The sequence below is a fragment of the Gluconobacter japonicus genome (assembly GCF_002723975.1).
In the GTDB taxonomy this organism is placed as follows: Bacteria; Pseudomonadota; Alphaproteobacteria; order Acetobacterales; family Acetobacteraceae; genus Gluconobacter; species Gluconobacter japonicus.
This window is the reverse complement of sequence record NZ_BEWO01000012.1, coordinates 35461-61284: the sequence shown is the minus strand read 5'-3', so window position 1 is coordinate 61284 and position 25824 is coordinate 35461. Positions and strand designations below refer to the sequence as shown.

The window sequence follows — 25824 nt, the reverse complement described above, 5'->3', positions numbered from 1 at the left end:
GAAGGTATTCCGTCTATGACGTCCACTCTTCTCATTAATGAATTCATGTTCAACCCAAGCCCATCCGGAGATCCGAACGAATTTATTGAAGTAAAGGGCGACCCTGACACAGATTACAGTGAATGGTCTTTGATCGTTGTTGACGGAGATGGTTCGGTTTCGGGCAAAATTGACAATGTTTTCCAGCTCGGAACCACCAACAGTTCTGGATATTGGGTTACCCCATATCAGACGAATGCTTTACAGAACGGGACGCAAACTGTCCTTCTGGTCAAGAATTTCACTGGCAAGGCTGGCGATGACCTTGATACCGCCAATGCTGGCACGTTCACATCCACTCCCTGGTCTGAAATCGGTGATACGATCGCTGTCTCGGACGGGGGCAGTGGCGATCTGACTTATGCCAACGCTCCAGTCCTGACTGGCAAGATCATTGCCGGCGCCTCACGCATTCCAGATGGTACCGACACAAACAGCGCCTCTGACTGGAACGCGGATGACCCGTCTCTGGCCGGAATTTCGGGATATGGTACCACTGCTGCTGCCGGAACCATTCTCGTGACTCCCGGCGCAGCAAACGATGGAACTACCAGCGGCGGCTCTTCCGGCACGGATGACGGCTCCTCAGGATCTGGTTCGGGGTCCGATACGGGCTCGGGATCAGGCACCGATACCGGCACCACAACTCCGACAGCTCTGACAATCCAGCAGATCAACGGAAACGGTTATTACAGCCCCGTCGCGGGCAGCAGCGTCACAACCACAGGCGTCGTGACGGCCGTTGATACAAACGGCAGCATCGGCTTCTGGATCCAGCAGTCCAGTAAAGACACAAGCAGCGTCGGGAGTACCGGCCTGTTTGTTTACGCCGGCAAGAATGCCACATTGCCAACTGTTGGCACTACCGTTTCCGTCACCGGCACAGTGACGAATTATTCCGGTACATCATGGAGCAAATCCCTGACACTGCCGGAACTCAATCTGGTCTCCTACACAGACACAGGCGCAGCCTACACGGCGATTTCCCCGACCGTGATTGGCCAAGGCGGTCTGACCGTCCCTGCAGCCTCCTATCTTGGCGATCTTGAACAGGCGATTGACCTCAACAAGAGCACAGCCACCATCAACCCTGACACCAACGCTCTGGACTTCTACCGTAGCCTCATCGGGCAGGTCATCACGCTGCATGATGTTGTAGCGACCGGTGCCACAGCGTCCAACGCCACCTGGGTCGTGCCCGACAACGGAAATGGCCTCCTGACGCCAACCGGTGCACTCCAGAGCACCGAGAGCAGCATCAATACCCAGCGCGTCGAGATCTACTATGACAGCGGCGTCACACCTGGTTCGGCCATCAGCGCTGAAGTCGGAGACAAGCTCGGGGATATCACGGGCGTCCTGACCTATTACAATGGCGTCTATGAACTGATCCCGACCACACAGGTCACGGTTATTCACACCGAGACGGAAAAGCCGGTCACGAACTTCCACAAAGACGAGCAGAACCTTCTCGTCAGTGACTACAACATCGAGAATTTTAACGCCCTTGATCCGGCCAACGCGGACCGTCTGGCACAGGTCGCCAAAATCATTGTGCAAAATCTCGACAATCCTGACGTTCTGGCCATTCAGGAAATCCAGGACGACAGCGGCACCACGAATGACGGCACCGTCAGCGCAGAACAGAATCTTGCCGCTCTGGTCAAGGCCATCGCCGACGCAGGCGGTCCAACCTATTCCTGGGCACAGGTCGATCCGGCGAACGGTACGCAGGGCGGTGTTTCCGGCGGCAACATCCGCAGCGTGTTTCTCTACAACGCAGACCGCGTCACCCTGAAAGAGCCGGTCACCACAATCGGCGGCGAAGAGCTGAGCGGCACATTCAAGAACACCCGCCTGCCACTGGTTGGAACGTTCGAGTTCAACGGCAAGGACGTCACGCTCATCAACGTGCACCTGTCCTCACAGGCCGGAAGCTCGGAACTCTACGGCGCGACCCAACCACCCGTGAACCATGGCGGCACGACAAGCACGGTCAACAACCGTATCGCGCAGGCCGAGTACATCACGAACTACGTCAAAACCCAACTTGCCAGCGATCCGACTGCCAAGATCGGTATCCTTGGTGACTTCAACGACGTAGCGTGGAGCGACGCCAACAAGGTCTATGCCAACGCCGGCCTGACCGACATGGAAACCAAGGAAGACGCGAGCAACCGCTACACCTACATCTATGAAGGCAACGCCCAGTCCCTCGACCATACTGTTGGCACGGACGGATTTGCGAATGCAGGCCAGTTCCAGACCCTGCACGTCAACACGGGACAACTGGATGCGGAATCCGACCATGACCCGTCTCTGACTCTGCTGGAAATGACGGATTACAGCGCCACGAATGGTGCTGCCCTGTCTGACGTCGCCCTGACAAACAGCCAGACCGCAGCCGTCCACAGCGGCAGTACGGCTTCAAACATCAGTGTGGGAGATGGAAGCCGTCTTGCACTCTATGCTGGCAGTACGACCCAGAATATCCGCCTCGCCAGCGGCGCAAAAGTGGACCTCCCGGAACTGGCCTGGTCCAACAGCGCGACGGCAACTCTGACCGATCCTTCCACGCTGGAAATCTCCAACGGCACCGACACTTATACAATTGCCCTCGACAGCGATTATGCAGCCGACTTCTTCACGCTTCAATCTGACAGCACCGGCGGCACACTCCTTCTGGCAGAAGGCACGCCCTGCTACTGCCGCGGCACACTGATCCTTACAGACCGCGGAAATGTTCCGGTCGAACAGCTTGAAGTTGGTGACCTGATCCAGACACGCTCGAACGGCCTGCGCGCCATTCACTGGATCGGCCGTCGCAGCTATTCCGGCACGTTTGCCAATGGCAACCGCGATATTTTGCCGGTCACTTTCCGTAAGGGATCGCTCGGCAAGAACATTCCTGAACAGGACCTGTCCGTCTCCCCGCTCCATGCCATGTATCTGGACGGCGTGCTGATCCCGGCTCTGTCGCTCGTGAACGGCACCAGCATCGTGCAGGCCGAGCGCATGGATGAAGTCGCGTATTTCCATATTGAACTGGAAAGCCACGACGTCATTTTCGCGAACGGCGCAGAGTCTGAAACCTTCGTGGACGACAGCTCGCGCGGTATGTTCCACAACGCCGCCGACTACAGCGTGCTCTACCCGAATGCAGAGCCGGTTCCGGCTCAGTATTGCGCCCCGCGCGTTGAGGAAGGCGCGCTGCTGGCCGCCGTCAGTAGCCGTCTGAACGCCCTGTCTTCTGACACCCGCGCAGCAATGAACGATCTGGAAGGCTATGTGGACGTCGCAACCCATAGCCGTATTGAAGGCTGGGCACGCGTTTCGGGAAGCGTGAAACCTGTCCGTCTTCAGATTGTCGACAACGGGGTCGTTCTGGGCGAAATCCTGGCGGACAAGGCTCGCCCGGATGTTGGCGCAGCCTGTGGCTTCCGGTTCGACATTCCGGGTGGGCTGTCTCCGCTGGAGCGTCATGTTCTCGAAGTCCGCCGCGTCACGGATGGTGCGACCCTCGGTAACACGCCGTGGATGATGGACCAGAAGGAACAGAAAGCCCCACTGGCCATCGTAGCGTCTGCTCCGGTCGAACTTCTGGACGGCTGCATCGACATCGCCACCCGCAACCGCATCTCCGGCTGGGTCACGAACCCAACGGCTTCTGAAGACCCCGTAACGCTTCAGATCGTGGATAACGGTGTGGTTCTGGCCTCCGTTCTGGCCAATGGTCGGCGCCCGGATGTCGCAAAAACGGGCCGTCCTTTGCTCTGCGGGTTTGATGTCATCCTGCCAGGTGGCCTCTCCCCCCTGACACGCCATGTTCTGGAAGTGCGTCGTGAAAGCGATGGCGCCCTCCTCGGCGCGCCGCAGGTTCTGGAAGCCGTCGGCATGTTCGACGCAGATATGGAGCAGACCGTCGCCCGCGCCGTCGAAGCAGCCGCTGACGAACAGGCTGGCGATCAGGTTCTGTCCTTCCTGCTGGGTCAGGTCGAGAAACTCCGCCAGTCCCGGGCGCAGGCCATCAGCGGCCTGACGGATCAGGCGCTCAACGCCACACGCCGTCGCCGTGGCATGAAAACTGCCAGCGCACCACAGCGCAAACGCGCTCTGGTGATTGACAGCCTGCGCCCGGATGCGAAGCGGGACGCGGGATCACAGGCCATTCTATCTCACATGACTGCACTGGAAGGTCTGGGATACGACGTCTGCTTCATCGCAGCGGACCAGATGACCCTGATCACACGTCTGGAAACCCTCCCGACCGTGACTGTTCAGGGCGCACCGGTCTTCGCATCCGTCGAGGATGCACTCTCCCGCCAGAAAGACAGCTTCGACGTTGTGTATCTGCACCGGGAAGACGTCGCCACGCGCTACATGGCGCTTGTCCGTCGCAACCAGAGCAAGGCCCGTGTGCTGTATAGCGTGGCGGACCTGCACTTCCTGCGTCTGGCCCGTCAGGCCGCCATTCAGGGACGGCCGGAACTGATGGCCAAAGCCAATCAGGTTCGGATCGCAGAATATCGTGCCGCTCTTCAGGCCGATGCAGTGCTGACGCATTCCCAGACCGAAGCCGCACAGCTTCGCATGGATCTGCCTCAGGCGAATGTGCATATCGTGCCCTGGGCTGTGTCGCAGACCACTTCCAAGGCCACAAACCGCACTGGCGTGCTGTTCGTCGGCAATTACGCCCATGCGCCGAACGGTGATGCCGCCCGCTGGCTGGTTCAGGACATCATGCCAGCCGTCTGGGCCATGGAACCGACCATCACCTGCACCCTCGCAGGCGCAGAGATGCCAGACAGCATCCATGCTCTGGCCAGCGACCGTGTCCGCGTTCTGGGGCATGTGCAGGATCTGGCCAGCGTTCTCGGTCAGGCACGCCTGAGCGTTGCGCCGCTGCGTTTCGGTGCAGGCATCAAGGGTAAGGTTCTGGAAAGCCTGTCCGCAGGTGTTCCCTGCATCATGACACCCGTTGCAGCCGAAGGCCTGAGCCTTCCGAAGAGCCTTCAGCCGCTCGTACAAACGACAGCAGAAGATCTGGCTCGCCAGATCGTCGCGCTGCACACCGCCGAAGACCTGTCGGACGTTACAAACGTAGGACGGGCCTACACACAGGCAATATTCTCCGAAAAGGCCGTGATGGCAGCACTGAACAACGCGCTGGACCAGAAGGCTGCCCTTCGCGAGGCAGGCTAAACACCCCGCGGGAGAGACAGCAGGTCCATCCATCGGACCATGACTGTCTCTTGCTGAAACTCCAATGCTTTGCGGCGGCCCATGGCAGACATGGTCCGCCGTTTTTCTGTCTGCCCCATCAGAGACAGAAGCGCATCGGCCAACGCGTGAACGTCTCCCGGCTGAACCAGAACTCCACTCACGCCGTCTTCCACGATCTCCGCCGGCCCGGTTTCACAATCGAAAGACACAACCGGCAGCCCGGCCGATGCTGCTTCCAGCAGAACCATGGGAAGCCCTTCATAGCGGGAAGAACAAACATACAGTCCAGCCCGCCGATACTCCGCGTCAATCTGATGTGTGGCCGGAGCCAGCGTCACGCGCGAAAGCCCTTCTACGACCTGAAGTAAACGATCCCGTTCAGGCCCATCCCCACGGATCCTCAGAGACCAATCTGCTCCGCGGCCATCAGCTTCTACTATCCGCCACGCAGCCAACAGAAGGTCGTACCCCTTCTGTGACGTCAGCCGGCCTACCGTCAGAACGGTTCGGGATGTCTCATCATAAGGCGTCTGCCAGACAGGAGGCGCCATATTGGGAATGACGGTCAAAGAAGCCCGAACGTCCCGTCCTGCCCGCCAAAGCGCTTTGTCCCAAGCCGTCAGAACGACTACATCGTCAGCCCATCTGGCCGCAATCTGCCGCCCCCAGACCCGTTTGCGACGTCCCAGCGTAATGTTGAAATTGAAGTGCTCCCACACGATGCAGCGGCATCCGGCCAGACGGGCTGCAGCCACGCCATACAGAGCATGTGTGGCTTCCACGACAACCAGTGTGTCGATGCGGTGACGCTTCAGATAACGCACCAGTCTCCCGACAATCCGTGGCCAGGAATTGAAAATTTTTACTGGCTTTTCAAACAGGGATTTTACGGGAATTCTGTCATCCAGCGGAAAAACGGGCGGGCCGTTTCCCACCAGTTCCAGCAGATGAACCGTCACATCCCGCTGAACAAGTCCGTTCATCACCGCACAGGCAGAGCGCTCGGTTCCGCCTGTTGCATTAATATGTTGGATGACAAAGGCGCACCGCATGCGGGATGGTCTACCCCATTCAACTCAAAACGCCTAAGAAACAGAGATGACGATTTCACCTCAAACCCTCTCCACCGACGTCGCGATTGTTGGCGCCGGCCCGACCGCCCTCTTCGCAGCTTTTGAATGCGGAATGCTCAAACTGAGCTGCGTTCTGATTGACGCTCTTGACAGCATTGGCGGCCAGTGTGCAGCGCTCTATCCGGAAAAGCCGATCTACGACATTCCGGCTCACCCTTCCATTGAGGGCGGCGCACTGATCGACGCTCTGGACAAGCAGATTGCCCCGTTCGACGTTCCGCGTCTGCTCGGCTCCCGTGTGGAAACCCTGACGGGCCATCGTGGAGACTTCACGCTGACAACGGCGCGTGGCGACACCGTAAAAGCCAAGGCTGTCATCATCGCAGCGGGTGCGGGGGCGTTCGGCCCGAACCGTCCGCCACTGGATGGACTGGAAGCCTACGAGCGGACGGGTGCGGTCCAGTATTACGTCAAGAAGCGTGCTGATTTTGCAGGCAAGACAATTGTCGTCGCCGGTGGTGGCGATTCCGCGCTCGACTGGGCTCTGTCCCTCTCCGAAGTGGCCGAGAAGATTTATCTTCTGCATCGCCGTGATCGCTTCCGCGGCGCGCCGGAAACGCTGTCCCGGATCGAAGAGCAGATTGCCGCCGGACGCATCGAGAAGGTCGTTCCCTACCAGCTTCATGCCCTGCACGGCACAGACGGGCAGCTTTCTGCCGTTGAAGTCACCACCCTCGCCGGCGACTCCCGTCATCTGGAGGCTGACACGCTCCTGCCGTTCTACGGTCTGTCCACCGATCTCGGCCCGATCGCCCTATGGGGACTGGATACGCACCGCAACACGGTACCTGTCACGCCAGCCACACTGGAGAGCAGCACACCGGGCATTTTTGCCATCGGCGACGTGGCCACATATCCCGGCAAGCTTAAATTAATTCTTCAGGGATTTTCGGAAGGCGCAATGGCAGTTCATGCCATCCACGCCATAGTTCATCCGGATACAGCCCTGCACTTCGAATATTCCACCAGCAAGGGCGTTCCGGGCTGAAAACCGGGGGTAGACAACCGTTTCCGCTGGTGCTGATCTGATCGGTACCAAATCGAAAAAACGGTTTTCTACCAATCGGAAAGCAGCAGAACTGTCATGAAAATCATCGTCATGGGCGCCGGTGTCATCGGCGTCACAACCGCATGGTACCTCGCTCAGGAAGGCCATGAGGTTGAAGTCATTGACCGGCAGCCAGGCGTAGGGCTAGAAACATCCTTCGCCAATGCCGGTCAGGTGTCTCCTGGCTACTCAACTCCATGGGCCATGCCGGGTCTGCCGTTCAAGGTCGCAAAGTGGATGATGAGCAAGCACAGCCCGCTCATCATCCGTCCACGCTTTGATACCGCCATGTTCCGCTTCATGGGCGAACTGCTCGCGAACTGTTCGGAAAAAGCCTACGATATCAACAAGAGCCGTATGCTCCGGATTGCGGAATATGCCCGCGACAAGATCGACGCCCTGCGCGACGAAACCGGCATTACGTATGACGGCGACCAGAAAGGTCTGATCCAGCTTTTCCGGACGGACGCACAAGTCGAACATGCTGCCGAAGACATGCGTCTTCTGGCCGAAAGCGGCATCGACCATCAGCTTCTGAACGTCGATGAAATCATCGCTCATGAGCCTGGGCTGGCCCATGCCCGCCATCGCCTGCGCGGCGGCCTGCGTCTTCCGGGTGATCAGACGGGTGATGCCCATCTCTTCACGCGCCGCCTCGCCGCCATGGCCGAGCAGAAAGGCGTGAAGTTCCGTCTTGGCACGAACATTGAAGCGATTGAGGCCACCAGCGATTCCATCCTGAGCATCCGCACGAGTGCAGGTCGCCTGAAGGCGGACGCTTATGTTCTCGCTCTGGGCAGCTACTCGCCTCGCCTGATGAAGCCACTGGAGCTGCGTCTGCCGATCTATCCGGTGAAGGGCTACTCCCTCACCATGCCGATTACGGACGAGAGCCGTGCGCCGGTTTCGACGGTCAATGACGAAACCTACAAGGTTGCCATCACGCGCCTCGGGGACCGTATCCGCATTGGCGGCACGGCTGAACTGACGGGCTTTAGCCTGCGTCTTAGCCCGGACCGTCGTGAAACGCTGGAACTGTCCTTCAACGAGATGTACGGCGGCGGCGACCTCTCTGCTGCACGCTACTGGACAGGCCTGCGCCCCTGCACTCCAGACGGCACCCCCATCGTCGGCCCGGCACCGCGCTACGACAACCTGTGGCTCAACACAGGTCACGGGACCCTTGGCTGGACGATGACAGCAGGTTCAGGACAGATCATCGCAGACCAGATTTCTGGCCGCCAGACAGCGATCCCATCACTGGACCTGTCTCTGGACCGTTATCTGTAAGTTTTCTGTCTCCCGGCAGGGGCGTTAGCGTCCCTGCCGGAATAAAGCTTTCTTGGATTACCTGCGTCCAAACGTCGAGCCGCAGTGCAGCTCTGACAGTCAGGCAGATCGCTATTTAGCGGCTCGCACACCCTGATGCGAAACCTTCCGCGCTGACAATGCACTCTCTGCCACAGAGTTCTGCAGGAAAAACAGTCGTCTTGTAGTCCAAAAACAAAAAAAACGGGGCCAGCTCGAAAGTCGACCCCCGTTTCCATCACACTCACCCCGCCAAAGTGGGGCTCGTCCTGAAAATCAGTTGGATGGTGCTTCAGCGTCCGTCGGAGCAGACGTCTCAGCAGCAGCCTTCTTGTGCTTCTTGTGATGCTTCTTCTTGTGGTGGTGCTTCTTCTTGGTCGTCGTGTCCGTGGACGTTGCAGCATCCGTGGCGGCAGGAGCAGCCGGAGCGGCAGCTTCCGGAGCGGCTGGCGCTGCAGCAGGAGCCGCAGCCGTCGGAGCTGTAGTGGTTTCTGCCGGAGCGGCAGGGTCAGCGAAAGCCGGAGCAGCCGTCAGGGCCAGAGCGGAAACGGCAGCGATAAGGGAACGGTTGAAAAGGCGCATCTGAGAACGAAGCTCCAGAAAACTGAAAAACAAACCACATGTCAGAAAAACTGCAGAGGCCATACTTCGAAACTAGCACCAGACACCGCCTTCGTCGTGCATTAACTTTTTGAAATTTCAGGGGGATAGCCGCTTGTCTTCGTAAATACGCCTCAATTCCGCCAAAGTCCCAATCAGGACTTCCTGATTTCTTTCCCACGACTCTCGAACAAAAAAACGCGCACCGGAAACCCGATGCGCGCTCTTCATGCTTTTCCTGAAAAGAAAGATCAGGCTTCGCGGCTCTTGGAGGCGCGCTTACGCTCGTTCGGATCCAGATAACGCTTACGGATACGAATGGCGGACGGCGTCACTTCAACCAGTTCATCGTCTTCGATGTAGGCGATGGCCTGCTCAAGGCTCATGCGGCGCGGCGGCGTCAGAAGCAGGGCTTCATCCTTGCCGGAGGCACGCATGTTGGTCAGCTTCTTTTCACGGACGGCATTGATGTCCAGATCGTTCTCGCGGGAATGCTCACCCAGGATCATGCCTGTGTAAATCTTCTCGCCAGCGTCCACGAACATCGTGCCACGGTCCTGCAGAGAGAACAGGGCGTACTGCGTCGTCTGGCCATCTTCAGCGGAGATCAGGGAGCCGTTACGGCGACCTTCGATCGTGCCGACATAAGGATGATAACCATCGAACAGACGGTTCATGAGGCCCGTGCCGCGCGTGTCGGTCAAGAACTCGCCATGATAGCCGATCAGACCACGGGACGGGATCAGGAACGTCAGACGGACCTTGCCACCACCGGACGGACGCATGTCCTGCATCACACCCTTACGCAGGGACATCTTTTCGACAACGACACCGGAATACGGCTCGTCCACGTCAACCAGAACTTCTTCGAACGGCTCTTCACGCTCGCCCGTCTCTGGGTTCTCGCGGAACAGAACGCGCGGACGACCGATCGTCAGCTCGAAGCCTTCACGACGCATCGTTTCAATCAGAACGCCAAGCTGAAGTTCACCACGGCCGGCAACTTCAAAGGCTTCGCTTTCCGGGCTTTCCGTAACCTTAATGGCCACGTTGCCTTCGGTTTCCTTGAAGAGACGGTCACGGATCTGACGGGACGTCACCTTCTTGCCTTCACGGCCACCCAGCGGACCATCGTTGATACGGAAGGTCATGGACAGGGTCGGCGGATCAACCGGGCGGGACGGCAGCGGCTCGCTGATGGACGGATCAGCAATCGTGTCAGGAATCGTCGCTTCGGACAGACCGGCCACGGCCACGATGTCACCGGCTTCGGCTTCCTCAACCGGCACGCGGTCCAGACCACGGAAGGACAGCAGCTTCGTCAGACGACCGGTTTCAACAACCGTTCCGTCCGGACGCAGCACGCGAACCGGCATGTTCACCTTTGCACGGCCCTGGTCGATACGACCCGTCAGGATACGGCCAAGGAAGTTGTCGCTCTCGAGAATGGTAGCAACCATGCCGAAAGGCGCATCCTTGTCGACGTTTGGCGTCGGGACGTGGCGCAGAACCAGATCGAATAGCGGGGACAGGTCCTTCTTCGGTCCGTCCAGTTCCAGATCTGCCCAGCCCTGACGGCCAGAAGCATACAGCATCGGGAAGTCGAGCTGGTGTTCGTCAGCACCGAGGGAGGCAAACAGATCGAAGATTTCTTCGTGCACTTCGTCCGGACGCGCATCGCTACGGTCGATCTTGTTCACGACCACGATCGGACGGATGCCACGGGCCAGAGCCTTACCCAGAACGAACTTCGTCTGCGGCAGAGCGCCCTCAGCAGCATCAACGAGGATGATCGCGCCATCCACCATGCTCAGGATACGCTCGACTTCGCCACCGAAGTCAGCATGGCCCGGGGTGTCGATGATGTTGATGCGCGTCTCTTTCCAGACAACGGACGTGCACTTGGCGAGAATGGTGATGCCACGCTCGCGTTCGAGGTCATTGCTGTCCATCGCGCGATCAGCAACGTGCTGGTTCTCGCGGAAAGAGCCGGACTGCTTGAGGAGCGCGTCAACCAGCGTGGTTTTGCCATGATCGACGTGCGCGATGATGGCGATGTTACGGATTTCCATGTGGTCTTCCAGACGGTGCATCGAAGATAAGAATTTGCGCCGTCTTCTGCACCGAATCCCGCGAATATGCAAACTCTGTCGCAGTCTTTTCGCATAAATCACGACTTGAGCATGGACGGAAGCTGGTCCAAATCATCAGAAAACACTGTCTTTTTGCGAGTAGACTCCATCATGTCCAACACGATACCAACCGGGCCATCCGCCCCGGGAACAGATGCCCTGAGCCAGCTTGGCCGCAATACGCCTGCTGCGAGCTGCCCTGAAGAAGCCGTTCTGGAACGCGTCCCCTCCCCGCATCAGGGCCGCAAATATGTTGTTCGTTTCACGGCACCGGAATTCACGTCTCTCTGCCCGGTCACAGGCCAGCCGGACTTCGCACACATCGTGATCGACTACATCCCGAGCAAATGGATCGTGGAGAGCAAATCCCTCAAGCTGTACCTCACCAGCTTCCGCAATCATGGTGCGTTCCACGAAGACTGCTCAGTCGCCATCGCAGAGCGTCTGGTCGAGCTGCTTGATCCGGAATGGCTGCGAATTGGTGCCTACTGGTATCCACGTGGCGGCATCCCGATCGACGTGTTCTGGCAGACGGGCGAGCCACCCGCAGGCGTGTGGATTCCGTCGCAGGATGTTCCAGGCTATCGGGGTCGCGGCTGAGGCATGACAGAAGCGGCTGCCGTTGCCCGGTCGGGCGGTCCTGTCACTCAGGCACGCCTTACGGTCGATTTCAGACGACTGGGCCTTGAGCCCGGCATGACTGTTCTGGTCCATACCACCATGAGCCGGATCGGCTGGGTGTGTGGCGGGGCCAGAACCGTGATCGAAGCCCTGTTTCAGGCTTGTAGGGCCGGAGGGCACGCTTGTCATGCCAGCCCAATCCTCGGAACTCAGTGACCCTGCCGGATGGTGCGAGCCATCGGTTCCTCAGACCTGGTGGGACACTATCCGGGCAAGCATGCCGGCGTTCGATCCCCGCCTCACGCCCACACGCGGCGTGGGGACTGTGGCAGAAATGTTCCGCACCTGGCCGGGCACACGCCGGAGCCTGCATCCGCAGGTTTCTTTCAGCGCTCACGGCCCCCTTGCAGCAGAAATCCTCTCCAGCCAGCCCCTTGAAGATCCATTTGGCGTCATATCCCCTCTCGCTGCCCTGAAACAGGTTGGCGCATCCGTTCTGATGATCGGGACAGGCTGGGAAACCTGCACGGCACTTCATCTGGCAGAACGTCTGGCCGATCCACAAGGACCGACTTTCGAGGACGCAACGGCCATTCTGGTGGAGGGGGAACGCAAATGGGTCCGTTTCCGGATGCCGCACACAGATGTAGACCGCTTCCCGGCTCTGGGCGCAAAACTGGACGGACACCCAATGCTGCGCCATGGCCATGTCGGGGCCGCGTCTGCTCGCCTCTTTCCAATCGATCAGGCTGTCAGCATCGCCGTACAGTCATGGCGTGAACGCGCTCTTACACCGTAAGGGCGGCACCCATGATCTGACGCGGCCGCTTTTTAAACGCAAGAACCATCAGGGCAATACCATAGAGCAGCGTCACACTCTCCAGCCCCGGATGCAGCACTGATCCAGACGTCAGGGAACGCGCCATGTCTGTGATCGGGATCAGAAGTGTCAGAAGACCTGCAAGACACAGTAGCGACCCGATACTGCGCGTACCGCCCAAACACATCGCGACCAGAAGACAGACCAGAAGCACTGCATAAAACAGAGCTTCCACAGTCTGATAATGGCCACCTTCGGGAAGGAAAGGCATAGCGGCCAGCACGGCAGAGATCCCGCTGACACACCCGATCATACAGCCCGCTGTCAGCACTGACAGACACCGTGTTCCAAAACTGTCTGCAGTCAGCCCTTCAGAACGCTCTCGCCGTCGACGCGCTGAAAGCCAGAGTTGGTTTCCAGAATAAAACAGAAACGCACCTCCAAAACCCAGAACAGCGTAAGTCCAGCGGACCAGCCACCCTCCGTAAGTCCCGAAATGCAGCGCGTAAATCAACGTCAGGGCCTGGAATGCGGATGTCTGATGGTTGGGAAGAAAATCCGTTGCGATCAGACGACCGGTGTAAGGATTCATATCTGCGTATCCTCCCTCCGGCCGACGCACGATCTGTGCCTTGCTCTGCACCATAACTCTTAGGGAAAGTTTTCCTCCCCGGCTGGAATAAACCAGCGCATCAGCCTCAAGATCCGGAGCCTGCCTGTTGAAAGCCTCTACAATGGCCATCGGCTCCAGCGGGAGTTGTGAGCCATGATCGGAGTGGACACCACCTTTCGCCGACGGATGAACCGCAGCGGGGAGGAACAGGGTTTTTTCCAGCGCCATGATCGGCTGCTGAAATGCAAACCCCGCAGCGGAAGCTGCCATCACGATATGAAATGGGAGCGAGCAAACCCCAAGAAGCGTGTGAAAATCGAGCCAGACCCGACGCAGAGTCTCAGTCATTCGCAGAGCGAAAAGATTACGGACCAGAGACGGCAGCAGAACAATCGTGCCAGACACCAGAGCCACTGCATACAGCAGCGCCACAATACCCATGACGAGCCGTCCATATTCCCGGTTCAGGGGCAGGCCAATACGCTGATGGAGGATATTGAGAAAATACATAGCCTGGGAAGGCGTGCGCGTCCGGGTGACAAGGCGACCATCCGGATCAAGTCCCGCATAAATGGTCCGTGCCGGACCGTGCTCCTTTTCAGAAGACGTCGTCCACATGAGACTGGAGGGGGTGGCAGCGTCGGGATGCAGCACCAGCGTGTAAGCAGTCGCCATGGACGGGTCAGAAGCCCGCGCCTTCTGCACCAGCTCAGACAGGCTTTGGACAGGAACGGGAGCAGGAAGTGTTGATGTTTGGGATGCCCAGTTTTCCAGCGGCAGTTCAAACATCGTCATGCCACCAGCATAGAACGCAATGAACAGAAACAGGCCGGCCATGATGCCCGCCCAGCTATGGACGTTCCGGTAAAGCCGGATGATATCGCCACGTATCTTCATGCCATTAGGGCATGCAAAAAAAAGAACAGCGCCCACACGCTTCCGTTCAGCAGAGCCAGAACAAGCCATGCCTGCCGAGAGGAGCGGAACAGGAATGAAAACGCCACCAGAAGCCCCCAGACTGGCCCCGGAAACCAGCGCAGAAGCTGCGATGTGACGGTTTTAAACTGGGCATCTGCGTGAAAGAGCAGACCCAGGACCCCGAGCAAACCGCAAGCCAGTGCGGCCCCCAGAACAAGCCCTGCCATCACTTTTCCCAACCAGCCTGAGCCATCCAAAGGCTTCTGCTGAACGTCAGTCTTCACAAGAGACGCCCCTGTGTTCTGAAAACCGCGATCAGGAATGGCACGAGCATACTACTCAGCATCAGAAGCGCCCCCACGGCCAGACATGCTGCCAGAACATGCAGTTCCTGAGCCATGACCGCGACAGCCAGAAGAAGACATCCTCCTCCCGGCAACACTCCTCGCCCCGCTGAAAGAGGATGGCGCAACAAACACTGGGATGGCGCGGACAGATAGAACAGTCCGGCCGCCAGGGCCGTCAGGGCTACAGACAGCAATTCAAACGCCACGAGTCAGTGACTCATAACAGAAGGAAACGACCTGCCCCGATTTCCGGACACAAAGGTCGGATCACAGACAGGCTGCAACGGAACGGCCACTGATGGGACTGTCAGACAACCCGTCTGTCCAAAATACAAACCAGATTTCCCATGGCTTTGGGGAATATGCCAAAGCCTCGACAGGCAGCCTCGCTCTACGCGTCTGACATCAACCAGTTCACAAGACAGCCCCGGAAACACCGTTCTACGGGAAATAAGATACGATCTGACCCGCACCACAGCTTCTCCGAAAATCGAGCTGCGGCATAACATTAATGATAATTATTCTCAACAAAAAAAAGTAAAGTAAATCCCCTTTGATTCCCTTCACTTTTTCAAGCCACTACCGAGAGGCGAAATGCCCTTGAACGAGGCGCGCGATTACGCCTCGATTCCCAATTGCCCTTGGAAGTATAGCAACGGCGCTTCATCCCGGACTGTGATGTTGGTGGGGCGCGCCATAAAGAGCGCATGCGTCCCCCCCTGGAACGTCTCGACAAGCTCACAATGCATCTGCACCAATGCGCCATCGATGAAGGCCGTACCGTCTTCCGCACGTACCACAACGTCCGAGCCGAATTTGTCGGCCGTGCGGCTGGCAAAGAGCATGGCCACATCCTTGTGGCTGTTGTTCAGGATGCTCAGGCCGAAACGACCAGCCTCGGCAATCGCTTTATAGGTCGAGCTACCACGGTGCAGACAGATCAGAAGCAACAGCGGGTCAAGGGAAACTGACGTCAGGGCGCTGATGGTCGCACCCTGCTCCCCCTCGCTTCCCTTGGCCGTCACAACAGCGACACCTGTTGCAAAATGGGACATGGCCCGGCGAAAGTCCTGCTCATTCAGTGTCGTCATGACAACTCTCCTGCCATCGTCGGAATCTTTGATCCCGGCACCCTTACAGGAGAACTCCGGCCCTCACCAGAACCCCAGCGGAAACATCCCCTCTCAGAAGCGAGCCGTCATGGGATGTGCGCCCATGCGCCCGTCTTCCCTGTCCAGCGCCGTAATGGCAGCCATATCAGCATCATCAAGAGAAAAGTCGAAAACATCCAGATTTTCGGCCAGACGCTTCAGGTTTGCCGATTTCGGAATCACGATAAATCCGCTCTGCAAATGCCATCGAAGAATAACCTGCGCCGGCGTTCGTCCAACGTGACGGGCAATCGCACCAATGGTCGCATTGTCCAGAAGCTGCCCCTTCCCGAGCGGACGCCATGCCTCCGTGCGGATGTTATGCTGTTCGTTAAAGGCCCGAACCTTTTCCTGCTGAAAGAATGGATGAAGCTCAATCTGATTGACCGCCGGCACCACACCTGTGGCATCCATGATCCGCTCCAGATGCTCAGGTTCGAAATTCGATACGCCAATGGATTTGACGCGTCCGTCTTTCTGCAGGTCAACAAGCGCTTTCCAGGTCTCGACGTACTGTCCCTGCCCCGGCATAGGCCAGTGAATCAGATACATATCGAGAACCGACCGTTTTAGTAGGCGGCAACTTTCCTCGTAAGCACGGATCGTGCTGTCATACCCCTGTTCGTCATTCCAGACTTTTGTGGTGACAAAAACATCCGGCGAACCAGCCAGACCTTCGCCAACACCTGCTTCATTCTGATAGAGCCGCGCTGTATCAACAGAGTGATATCCAAGCTTTATCGCCTCACGAACAACATGAGCCGTCTCTTCAGGAGGTGTTTTCCAAACACCAAGACCGAGCTGCGGAATAACGCACCCGTCGTTGAGGGTAATACGCTTCTGGTTATCCATGTAAGCAACCGGATCAATCATGAAAAACTCCTTGCCGATTATCTGTGCTCTTGACCAAAACGCCTTTTCGTCGACCCCGGTTCAGACCTGTTCGAGCAGATGACAGAGCTTGCGAAGCAGCGCATCCGTACTGAACGGTTTGACCAGTAACGCACACCCAGGTTCCAGAAGCCCTTCATCCAGAATATTCTGCTCGGCGTATCCGGTAATGAACAGAACTTTCAAACCCGGAAATTTCTCCCTCATCCTGGCCGCAAGCTGCCGACCATTCAGTCCACCTGGCATGCCAATATCCGTAATCAGCGCATCCGGACGGAGGGCAGGAAGACGATCTGCCAGCTCCATCGCGGAAATTGCATCCTCCGCCGTCAAAATCCTCGCACCCAGATCTCCGATGACGTCACTGACAATCAGTCGAACAGCTTCTTCATCATCCACAATCATGATCAGCTTCCCGGACATCCAGGATGGGCCACCCAGCGTCATCACGGAATTGCTCTCAACAGCCGAGACGTGCCCAGAAGGCCCATCATATCGCGGCAGAAAAAGATAGACGGACGTCCCCTGCCCGAGCCGGGACTTTAGAGATACGCCACCGCCAGACTGGCGGGCGAAGCCATAGATCATGCTCAGCCCCAGCCCCGTCCCCTTCCCTAACGGCTTGGTGGTAAAAAAAGGATCGAAAGCCCGTTTCGCTGTTTCTTCAGCCATGCCACAACCATCATCTTCCACCTGAAGCAGGACATAATCCCCAGGGGGAACGCCGACTTCATGTGCAGCGACATTTCCCAAAGTGGCATTACTGGTTGAAATCCGAAGCAGGTTACCTTTCTCCTGCATGGCATCGCGCGCATTAATGCAGATGTTCAAAATCGCATTTTCAAGCTGATTGGCGTCAATCCGTGTTGTCCAGATTTGCGGAGCCAACGTAAATCCGAGCGAAATGGCTGGTCCGACACTGCCCTGCAACAGGGTTTCCAGACCACTGACCAGTTCATTGACATCCGTCGGCACTGGATCAAGTGGCTGACGACGCGAAAATGCCAACAGGCGATGCGTCAGGGATGAAGCGCGGCGAACGGCGTCCTGCGAAGCCGTAAGATAACGCTCCAGACCGCCTGTCCGGCCCTGCGACAGGCGCATCTCCAGAAGTTCGAGACTCCCACCGATCCCGGCCAGAAGATTGTTGAAATCATGCGCCAGACCGCCTGTCAGTTGACCAACAGCTTCCATTTTCTGGGACTGGCGCAGCTGTTCCTCCAGATCATTACGCTCGGTAATGTCGCGCCCTACACCATAGATACTGTCGCCTTCATTATTGAAGTTCCAGTTGTAGATCCGCCACGTCCCGTTGCGATGCAGCATCCGGACATCCAGCCCAAGATCAGACCAGGACGAACTTTGATGCGACCGGTCAAAAGCCTCACAAACCGCAGCCTGATCGTCGGGATGACACAACGCATCAATCCGCAGACCAATCAGCCCTTCCTGCGCATAACCCAAGGCCCGCAACCAGGATGGACTGACAGCAAGGTAGTGCCCACTCCGGCTGATGATAACAAACAGATCCTTGGCGATCGTCCAGAGGCGATCACGTTCCCGCGTGCGCTGGCGGATACGTTCCTCCAGCATCACATTCATTTCCCGAAGCTGCTGCTGCGTCTTGGCCTGACGCATGGCAGCATGGGTGCGGTCCGCAACGGCGCGGGTGAAAACAATTTCCTCTTCAGTCCAGACATGGGGAACGGACGCATAAACGCACATCACACCAACAAGACGTCCGAATTTGAAAAGCGGGACATTCAGGATGGCACGAATACCCAAAGGCCCGAACCGCTCCGACCGCCCTGCCGTCATCGGGTCCTGCTGCACGTCGGCAATGGCAATTGTCCGGCCCTGGGCCAATAACGGCCCATAATCTCCATAATCCCGAAAACTATGGAAACCCCGAACAGACACACGCTGCTGGAGATTGATGCCTTTGCCCAGCCCCGCTGTTCCGGCAGGACCGATCAGCAGACCGGTGCCCGCTTCATCAACAGCGCCATAAGCCGCACAGGACACAGCAAGCTCCCGACACAGAATGTGTGCGGCAACGCCTTCCATTTCATCTGCAGTTTCCAGCGCACGCAGACGATCACCAAGCTCGACAAGCGCGATCTGCCGAAGCGACTGCCGTTTGCTCTGGTCAATATCGAAAACGATACCCGTAAACCGGATCGCTCGCCGCTCATCATTCAGATCACAACGCCCGTTACCCTCAAACCAGCGAAGACCGCTCGGCGTCTGAACGCGGAATTCAAAATCACATTTGCCTCCCATCCGCACGGCTTGTGTTATGGCCTCGGCAACAGAGGCGCGATCATCCTGATCGATCGCATCATAGAACGCGGTAACCGGTACACCCTGCTGAAGGGCCTGAGTATCCAGCCCCAGGGTTTCTGCCAGTCGGGCATCCCCAATCACCAGACCGGAGTTATCGTCCCAGACCCAGGTTCCAGCGATGGCTCCAGCATCAAGCGCAAGCTTGAGCCGCACCGCGGACTGGTTCACTTCCGTCAGGTCGCGCCCGATCGCCAGCAGTTTCTGGACAACTCCCTCTTCATCAAAGACCGGCGTGATAGCCACATCCCAGAAGCGGCGATTGCCCCGCATCGTGGTTGCATACCCCTGGAAACGGCCGGTCTCACCCGCAATCGCAGCATTGACGGCCTGCACCGCCCGCGCCCGTGCCTGTGCCCGCCAAAGATCAACCCATGGAATACCGTGCAGGATAATCGGACTGTCCAGTTCCATGGCGCGTATCCCGCCTTCGTTGACAAAACGAATGCAGCCCTCGCGATCAAGAATATGAATGCAGTCTGGAGAGCTGGACAGAAGCAGCCGGGTAAATGCCTCGCTGGATCGCAAAGCTTCAGCAGTCATAGTGGCATTCGACAGATCGACAATAACCCCGACGCAGGACAGCTCCTCTCCGGCTGGCTTCTCATCATCCATCCAGGCACGCATGAGCAGATGCCGAACCATGGTCGGGCCATGCTCATGTGAAACAATGATCCGAAAACGGAGTTCGCAGCTTCCTTCCTGAAGGAGCTCTTCCTCCGCGACGGTTTCGTAGGCTTTCCGGTCCTCGGGATGAAGGCGACTGTAGAAAGTCTCCAGAGACAAACCATGCGCCATCTGCGCGGAAGGCACGCCCCAGATCATTGCAAAACGCTCATCCCCGGAAACGGTACGCTTCACAAGATTGGCCCGGAAAAAGCCCATTTCTGCGGCTTCGGCCATGCGTTTGACGCGACGCTCCAGCCTTCTGAGCTGATCCGCCATGACGACCGGGGTTCGGTCCGGTTCAGGTCTGAAAATGTCCTGCGCGTATTGCTCACACAAGGCACGAACATTCTCCAGACCTGAACCGGCCTGACTGACACACAACCACACTTCCGGAGAGCCCATATGAACGGACAAACGACAGGTCGAGGAGGATTTTAGAGAAGATTTCAGAACTTCCAGACGGGTCTCATCCCCCGCAGAAGCCAGAAGCCATTCCTGCCCACGCGCCTGCGCCAGAAGAAGAGCCGCACCACCGCCAAGAGTGGCGGCGAGCGCGAGGCAATGATTGATAGAGGACGTCTGAAAAGCCGCGCGGGTCTGACGCATTTCCGAAGACAGAAGTCTTTCTTCGTTGGCCAGTTGTCCCTCTTCGCTGCTCATCATGCATTTCCTCAGTCAAGTCCTGTCCATGGACAAGACAGTACTGTCCTTCAGTCTAACAGATCTAGGTCGACACGTCCTGTGACCGTATGCGTCCTTTGGCACAAATCCCATGCGACTTTGCCGAGGGTGAGGCGTTTCTGCCGTCACGAACATTTCATTAACAGGAGATTTCATCATGCTCGGTCTTGATCTGAGTGGCAGAACAGCCCTTGTGACCGGCTCTACCGGCGGGATTGGTCTGGCCATTGCCCGTCGACTGGCAGAAGCCGATGCCACGGTTATTCTCAATGGCCGCAAACAGGATACGCTCGACGGCGCTCTCGAGACCCTGCGCACGCATGTTCCTGGCGGGAACTTTCGCAGTGTGGTTGCGGATGTTGGTACGGCGGAAGGCTGTGATGCCCTGGTCGCAGCAGAAAGCCAGGTGGATATTCTTATCAACAATGCGGGCATTTTCGGCCCGAGCGACTTTTTCAAAACGACCGACGAAAGCTGGCAGAAGCTGTTTGAGGTCAATCTCTTTTCCGGAGTACGCCTCGCCCGGGCTTACATGCCAGGAATGAAAGAACGGAACTGGGGACGCGTTCTGTTCATTGCCTCTGAATCCGCGTTCAATATCCCCGTTGAAATGATTGACTATGGCGTCAGCAAGACAGCCATGGTGGGATTGGCGCGTGGACTGGCCAAGGACATGGCAGGCACAAATGTAACGGTGAATTCGATCCTGCCCGGCCCGACACTGTCAGAAGGCGTTGAAGCCATGCTGAAAGCTCAAAACCCCGACAGCAGCCAGCCTGTTGCTGAACTGGGTGCCGACTTTGTCAAAAAACATCGCCCCAGCAACATCCTTCAGCGCATGGCTACTGTGGATGAAGTGGCCAATATGGTCGTTTATGCAGCCTCGCCTCTTGCATCAGCAACAACGGGAGCCGCCTTGCGCGTAGATGGTGGGACAATCGATACGATCTGACGTTCTCAAACAGCGCATAAAAAAAACCGGGCCTTTCAGGACCCGGTTTTTTTGACTTCAACCGCGTCGGGCAGCGGCAATTTTCTGGTCAGTGCGATACTGGCTGAGTGCATAAACAGACCAGATGGCTGCCGGAATCCAGCCAATAACCGTTACCTGAAGCAACAGGCAGATGATCCCCGCAAACGGGCGACCAATGGTGAAGAACTGAAGCCAGGGCAGAAGAAGTGCCAGAATAAGACGCATGAAATGTTCCTTTCCTTAAACGGGGTGAACCATTGTTCGCGAGGAACGCCTCAGATGCAACACTGGCTCAACTAAGCTTCCCCTCCTTGCAGTCTCCTCCGTCCCGGCAGATCAGTTCCAGCAGAAGCACGGAACGTCCCGTAACAACATATTCAAACTTCTGCTCAAAAACTTCCTGTTCCACAGCAGCACCTGCATCCGGTTGATTGGTATCGAGCAGAAGCTTCCAGCGCCCCTGCCCAGTTTCCGGCAGAATGAAAGGAACAGAGTCTTTCCATCCATTGAGCACGATCAGAACCGTCGCATCCGAGCCACGGCGCATGATACCACTGCGTTGGCTTCGGCCATCAATCATGAGCCCGAAACACTGATCGTGCTGCCAGTCTTCCGGCATCATTAGCCCCCCCGTTGCCGTAACCCAACTCAGTTCCTGAACATCCAGTTCCTTGTTGTAGGCTTCCGTCAGAAACCGGCTGCGATGCAGGATCGGATACCGATGACGCAGTTCTGTCAGACGTTGCACAAAAGACTGAAGCCTCTTGCCTTCATCGCTGATATCCCAATGCAGCCAGGAAATTTCATTATCCTGGCAATACGCATTGTTGTTACCCTGCTGCGTCCGGCCAAACTCGTCTCCCGCGACAATCATTGGCGTTCCCTGAGACAAAAGCAGGGTAGACAGCATATTCCGGCATTGACGCCAGCGAACGGCATTGATGTCCGGATCGTCTGTCGGCCCCTCAACCCCGTAATTGTAAGAGCGGTTGTCCGGTGAGCCGTCCTTCCCGTCTTCGCCATTCGCTTCGTTATGGCGCTCATTATAGGACACGCAGTCCATCAGCGTGAAACCATCATGCGCCGTGACGAAATTCACGCAGGCCCATGTCCGACGGCCGCTATGATTGAAACGGTCTGGACTGGCCAGCAGCCGAGGGGCTAACGCACCGGATTTTGCCTCGCCTCGCCAGAAATCACGTGTCGTGTCACGGAAAACATCATTCCACTCAGCCCAACCCGGGGGAAAATTCCCAACCTGATATCCCCCTGGCCCTACATCCCAAGGTTCTGCAATCAGTTTGACATGAGAGAGGATCGGGTCCTGCTGGCAAACACGCAGGAAACTCGAGTCCTTATGGAAACCATCATCTTCACGCGCAAGTATCGTTGCAAGGTCAAACCGAAATCCATCAACACCCATTTCCTCCACCCAATACCGCAGACTATCTGCAACAAACCGGATGCAGTTCAGATGCGTCAGACTAAACGTATTCCCTGTTCCTGTTTCGTTAATGTAATGTCTTTTACTCTCTGGCATGAGACGGTAATAGGACGCATTGTCCAGACCACGGAAAGAGAGCGTTGGCCCCAGTTCATTGCCTTCTGCCGTGTGATTATAAACAACATCCAGAATAACTTCGAGGCCTGCCTCATGACAGGCCCGAACAAGCGCCCTGAATTCCTGAGCCGCATTGTCTGGTTCGGAAGCATAATGACTTTCGGGAGAAAAGAACCCGATCGTATTATAGCCCCAGTAATTGCTCAGCCCCTTGTCCGCGAGAAATTTGCTGTTCACAAAACTCTGAACTGGCAGGAATTCAACTGCCGTCACGCCCAGATCTCGAATATTTTTCAGCAATGTCGGATCAGACAAACCAGCATAAGTTCCGCGAATTTTTTCAGGAACCTGCGGATGAAGCTTCGTATAACCCTTCACATGCATTTCGTAGATGACCGTATCCGTCCATGACGTTTGCGGCCTCTCAAAATGCTGCGGCGTCGGATCAATGATAATGCTTTTAGGGACGAAAGGCGCACTGTCTTCTGAATTGAAGCTCAGATCCTTGTCAGTATGGTCAAGCACATAACCGAAAAGTGCCGGGTCCCACGTGAGATCTCCATGAAACGCACGGGCATACGGGTCAAACAGCAGTTTATTCGGATTAAATCTGTGCCCTTCATCCGGCTCATACGGTCCATGAACACGATAGCCATAAAGCTGCCCTGGCTTCAGATCAGGAACCCAACCATGAAAGACGTGATCCGTATATTCCGGAAGCTTGATCCGGTCTGTTTCCCGCTTGCCATCGTCATCAAAGAGACACACTTCGACCGATTTCGCGTGGGCCGAAAAAACTGCGAAATTGACCCCGTCATTTTCAAACATGGCTCCCAGACGATTGGGAGAACCTTCCTGTAATCCCTTCTGGCGCGAACTGCTCATAGTCATTGTTCCAGAAAAGACGCGCGCCGGTTTTCCTGCCCCATGGCAGAGCCGCGCAGCCTTCAGATCCGTAACGCGGCAAGAGCCTCTGAAAGAGGCGATAACTTATCCGTGATACCGTTTCCAACATCCCCTGTCAGGCGTTGTGCCATCAGAAAGCCAAAAATCAACAAACGTCCCTGAATAACTGGGCCGACAGCAAGAAGGGTGTGTGCCATGCTCCAGAATACGCCCACCTCGACAAAACGGGAGTTACAGCTCCTATCGGTCGCTGCCGAGATGTATCCTTTCATCAAAACGGGCGGACTGGGAGACGTTGTTGGCTCTTTGCCAGATGCGCTTGAGAAGCAGGGCGTCAGCACACGAACCCTGTTACCAGGTTATCCGGCTGTTCTTCGCGCTCTCTCCAACAGAGAAGAAATAATCCGGATTGATAATGTTCTTGGACATACAGGGACAGTCCTGTGCGGAAGAACAGAGGGCAATACTGTTTATGCTCTGGATGTCCCTGCACTCTATGATCGGCCGGGCAATCCCTACCTTGAACCTTCCGGACAACCCTGGAGCGACAATGGCATCCGCTATGCCGTTCTGAGCCGCGTTGGAGCTTTGATCGCCGCGGGACTGCTCCCAGACTGGAAACCTGATGTGGTTCTGACACATGACTGGCACGCCGGTCTTGTGGCTCCCTACCTCCACTACATGGAAGGCACGCCCCCCCCGGTCGCGCATGTCATTCATAACCTCGCGTTTCAGGGGCTCTATCCTTATGACATGCTCCAAACCTTCGGCCTGCCTGACGATGCCTTCACCCCTGACAAGCTGGAGTATTACGGGCAGATCAGCTTCATGAAGGGAGCGCTTCAGCTCTCCGACCGGCTGATCAGCGTCTCTCCAACCTATGTCGAAGAAATCCAGACACCGGAAGAAGGCATGGGGCTGGATGGCGTTCTACGGGCCCGTTCAAATGTTCTGACAGGCATCCTGAATGGCGTGGACCTTCGGGAATGGAACCCCATGACGGACCCGTCTGTATTCTTCCCATATGCTGTAGGCGACATTATCGCGCGCCGCGCCAACAAACGTGTCTTCCAGGCAGAATTTGGTCTCCCGCAGAAAGCGGACGCCCTCCTGCTCGGAATGGTCAGCCGCCTGACTACACAGAAAGGTGCTGATCTTCTGGCCCGGCTGGCTCCGCGTCTGTTTCAGGAAAATATCCAGCTTGCGGTGGTTGGCACAGGTGACGAGGCCATCATGCAGGAATTTGCAGCACTTCGGAGCCGCTACCCTGACAATTTCGTCTGCCACCTTCGGTACAGCGAAGTGCTGGGACACAGACTGCATTCTGCCGTAGATGCTTCCCTGATTCCATCGCGGTTTGAACCCTGTGGCCTGACCCAGTTTCATGCACTCCGCTACGGATCAATTCCCATTGCCGCACGTGTTGGGGGACTAAGCGATACGATCATTGACGCCAACTCCGCTGCGGTTTCGGAAGGCGTCGCAAACGGCATCCTGTTCTCTCCCACCACGGAAGACATGCTGTATCTGGCCATCCGTCGGGCTCAAACCCTGTTCCGCCAGAAAGCCGTTTGGGCACGGATGCAGCGCAATGGAGCCCTCCATGATGTCTCGTGGAATGGGAAGGCTGCTCAGTACGCTCAGGTACTGCAGGAAATGTCCGGATACGAAACAAAAACCACTGATACGGGTACCGATATCGCCCCCCGGCGCGCAGATCCTGCTTCAGCACGCCCCCGTCTGTCTCGCCAGGTCGCCCGCATGCCCCGGACATCCGGCGGAACGACCATATCTTCTCTTATTCCCTTTTCACCCCGTACGGGCACCGGCCCCTGAAAGTTTTCCCC

General features: G+C 57.1%; 20 protein-coding genes. 8 read left to right on the top strand and 12 right to left on the bottom strand.

The annotated features are described in order from the left end of the window. Positions 1-15: 15 nt before the first annotated feature. The gene (locus GJA01_RS09685; protein ID WP_099282353.1) at positions 16-5241 is read left to right on the top strand and encodes a Hint domain-containing protein; all 5226 of its coding nucleotides are present in this window, start codon (positions 16-18) and stop codon (positions 5239-5241) included. Here the strand turns inward: GJA01_RS09685 and GJA01_RS09680 are convergent. Next, the gene (locus GJA01_RS09680; RefSeq protein ID WP_062503460.1) at positions 5238-6314 is read right to left on the bottom strand and encodes a glycosyltransferase family 4 protein; all 1077 of its coding nucleotides are present in this window, start codon (positions 6312-6314) and stop codon (positions 5238-5240) included. The genes GJA01_RS09685 and GJA01_RS09680 overlap by 4 nt on opposite strands. A gap of 46 nt (positions 6315-6360) precedes the next feature. Between GJA01_RS09680 and GJA01_RS09675 the strand changes: the two genes are divergently transcribed. Further along, on the top strand, positions 6361-7383 hold the full coding sequence (locus tag GJA01_RS09675) for an NAD(P)/FAD-dependent oxidoreductase (protein WP_061930275.1): 1023 nt from the start codon (positions 6361-6363) through the stop codon (positions 7381-7383). Positions 7384-7479: 96 nt separating this feature from the next. Then, on the top strand, positions 7480-8733 hold the full coding sequence (locus tag GJA01_RS09670) for a D-amino acid dehydrogenase (RefSeq protein WP_010503838.1): 1254 nt from the start codon (positions 7480-7482) through the stop codon (positions 8731-8733). Between the two features lie 294 nt (positions 8734-9027). Here GJA01_RS09670 and GJA01_RS09665 read toward each other — a convergent pair whose 3' ends face one another. Both GJA01_RS09665 and typA read right to left on the bottom strand, forming a co-directional pair. Continuing rightward, positions 9028-9333, bottom strand: a complete 306-nt coding sequence (locus GJA01_RS09665) for a hypothetical protein (protein WP_070356591.1) — start codon at positions 9331-9333, stop codon at positions 9028-9030. A 269-nt stretch (positions 9334-9602) separates the two neighbouring features. Further along, positions 9603-11423, bottom strand: a complete 1821-nt coding sequence (gene typA / locus GJA01_RS09660) for a translational GTPase TypA (protein WP_023944660.1) — start codon at positions 11421-11423, stop codon at positions 9603-9605. A gap of 171 nt (positions 11424-11594) precedes the next feature. Here typA and queF point away from each other — a divergent pair, with 171 nt between their 5' ends. From queF to GJA01_RS09650, 3 genes are read left to right on the top strand one after another with little or no spacing between them, the layout of a single operon-like run. Further along, a complete protein-coding gene (gene queF, locus GJA01_RS09655) occupies positions 11595-12083 on the top strand; it encodes a preQ(1) synthase (protein WP_010503841.1) in 489 nt (162 codons plus the stop codon). Between the two features lie 3 nt (positions 12084-12086). Continuing rightward, positions 12087-12320 (top strand): AAC(3) family N-acetyltransferase, encoded by a 234-nt coding sequence (locus GJA01_RS15545; protein ID WP_253783230.1) that lies wholly within the window; start codon positions 12087-12089, stop codon positions 12318-12320. Then, entirely contained in the window at positions 12292-12903 is a 612-nt protein-coding gene (locus GJA01_RS09650) for an aminoglycoside N(3)-acetyltransferase (RefSeq protein WP_253783232.1), read from the top strand. Before GJA01_RS15545 ends, GJA01_RS09650 begins: the two co-directional genes overlap by 29 nt. Here the strand turns inward: GJA01_RS09650 and GJA01_RS09645 are convergent. The 6 genes from GJA01_RS09645 to GJA01_RS09620 all read right to left on the bottom strand — a co-directional run bounded on the left by GJA01_RS09645 (position 12893) and on the right by GJA01_RS09620 (position 20519). Continuing rightward, a complete protein-coding gene (locus GJA01_RS09645) occupies positions 12893-14434 on the bottom strand; it encodes a PepSY-associated TM helix domain-containing protein (protein WP_062503465.1) in 1542 nt (513 codons plus the stop codon). The two genes, GJA01_RS09650 and GJA01_RS09645, sit on opposite strands and share 11 nt — an antisense overlap. Beyond that, positions 14431-14739 (bottom strand): hypothetical protein, encoded by a 309-nt coding sequence (locus GJA01_RS09640; protein ID WP_253783234.1) that lies wholly within the window; start codon positions 14737-14739, stop codon positions 14431-14433. Before GJA01_RS09640 ends, GJA01_RS09645 begins: the two co-directional genes overlap by 4 nt. Continuing rightward, on the bottom strand, positions 14736-15008 hold the full coding sequence (locus GJA01_RS09635) for a hypothetical protein (RefSeq protein WP_062503466.1): 273 nt from the start codon (positions 15006-15008) through the stop codon (positions 14736-14738). The genes GJA01_RS09640 and GJA01_RS09635 overlap by 4 nt, the downstream gene beginning before the upstream one ends. Positions 15009-15419: 411 nt before the next feature. Continuing rightward, positions 15420-15893 (bottom strand): flavin reductase family protein, encoded by a 474-nt coding sequence (locus tag GJA01_RS09630; RefSeq protein ID WP_062503467.1) that lies wholly within the window; start codon positions 15891-15893, stop codon positions 15420-15422. A 93-nt stretch (positions 15894-15986) separates the two neighbouring features. Next, positions 15987-16826, bottom strand: a complete 840-nt coding sequence (locus tag GJA01_RS09625; protein ID WP_062503469.1) for an aldo/keto reductase — start codon at positions 16824-16826, stop codon at positions 15987-15989. Positions 16827-16886: 60 nt separating this feature from the next. Then, on the bottom strand, positions 16887-20519 hold the full coding sequence (locus tag GJA01_RS09620; RefSeq protein ID WP_062503470.1) for a PAS domain-containing protein: 3633 nt from the start codon (positions 20517-20519) through the stop codon (positions 16887-16889). A gap of 175 nt (positions 20520-20694) precedes the next feature. Here GJA01_RS09620 and GJA01_RS09615 point away from each other — a divergent pair, with 175 nt between their 5' ends. Next, positions 20695-21489 (top strand): SDR family NAD(P)-dependent oxidoreductase, encoded by a 795-nt coding sequence (locus GJA01_RS09615; protein WP_062503472.1) that lies wholly within the window; start codon positions 20695-20697, stop codon positions 21487-21489. A 57-nt stretch (positions 21490-21546) separates the two neighbouring features. Here GJA01_RS09615 and GJA01_RS09610 read toward each other — a convergent pair whose 3' ends face one another. From GJA01_RS09610 to GJA01_RS15255, 3 genes are all read right to left on the bottom strand, one after another. Beyond that, positions 21547-21735, bottom strand: a complete 189-nt coding sequence (locus tag GJA01_RS09610; RefSeq protein WP_023944648.1) for a YqaE/Pmp3 family membrane protein — start codon at positions 21733-21735, stop codon at positions 21547-21549. 67 nt (positions 21736-21802) lie between these two features. Then, positions 21803-23956, bottom strand: a complete 2154-nt coding sequence (gene glgX / locus GJA01_RS09605; protein ID WP_062503474.1) for a glycogen debranching protein GlgX — start codon at positions 23954-23956, stop codon at positions 21803-21805. Positions 23957-24018: 62 nt separating this feature from the next. Then, the gene (locus GJA01_RS15255; RefSeq protein ID WP_169925634.1) at positions 24019-24174 is read right to left on the bottom strand and encodes a hypothetical protein; all 156 of its coding nucleotides are present in this window, start codon (positions 24172-24174) and stop codon (positions 24019-24021) included. Here GJA01_RS15255 and glgA point away from each other — a divergent pair. Further along, on the top strand, positions 24173-25813 hold the full coding sequence (glgA, locus tag GJA01_RS09600; protein ID WP_062503476.1) for a glycogen synthase GlgA: 1641 nt from the start codon (positions 24173-24175) through the stop codon (positions 25811-25813). The genes GJA01_RS15255 and glgA overlap by 2 nt on opposite strands. Positions 25814-25824 lie beyond the last annotated feature (11 nt).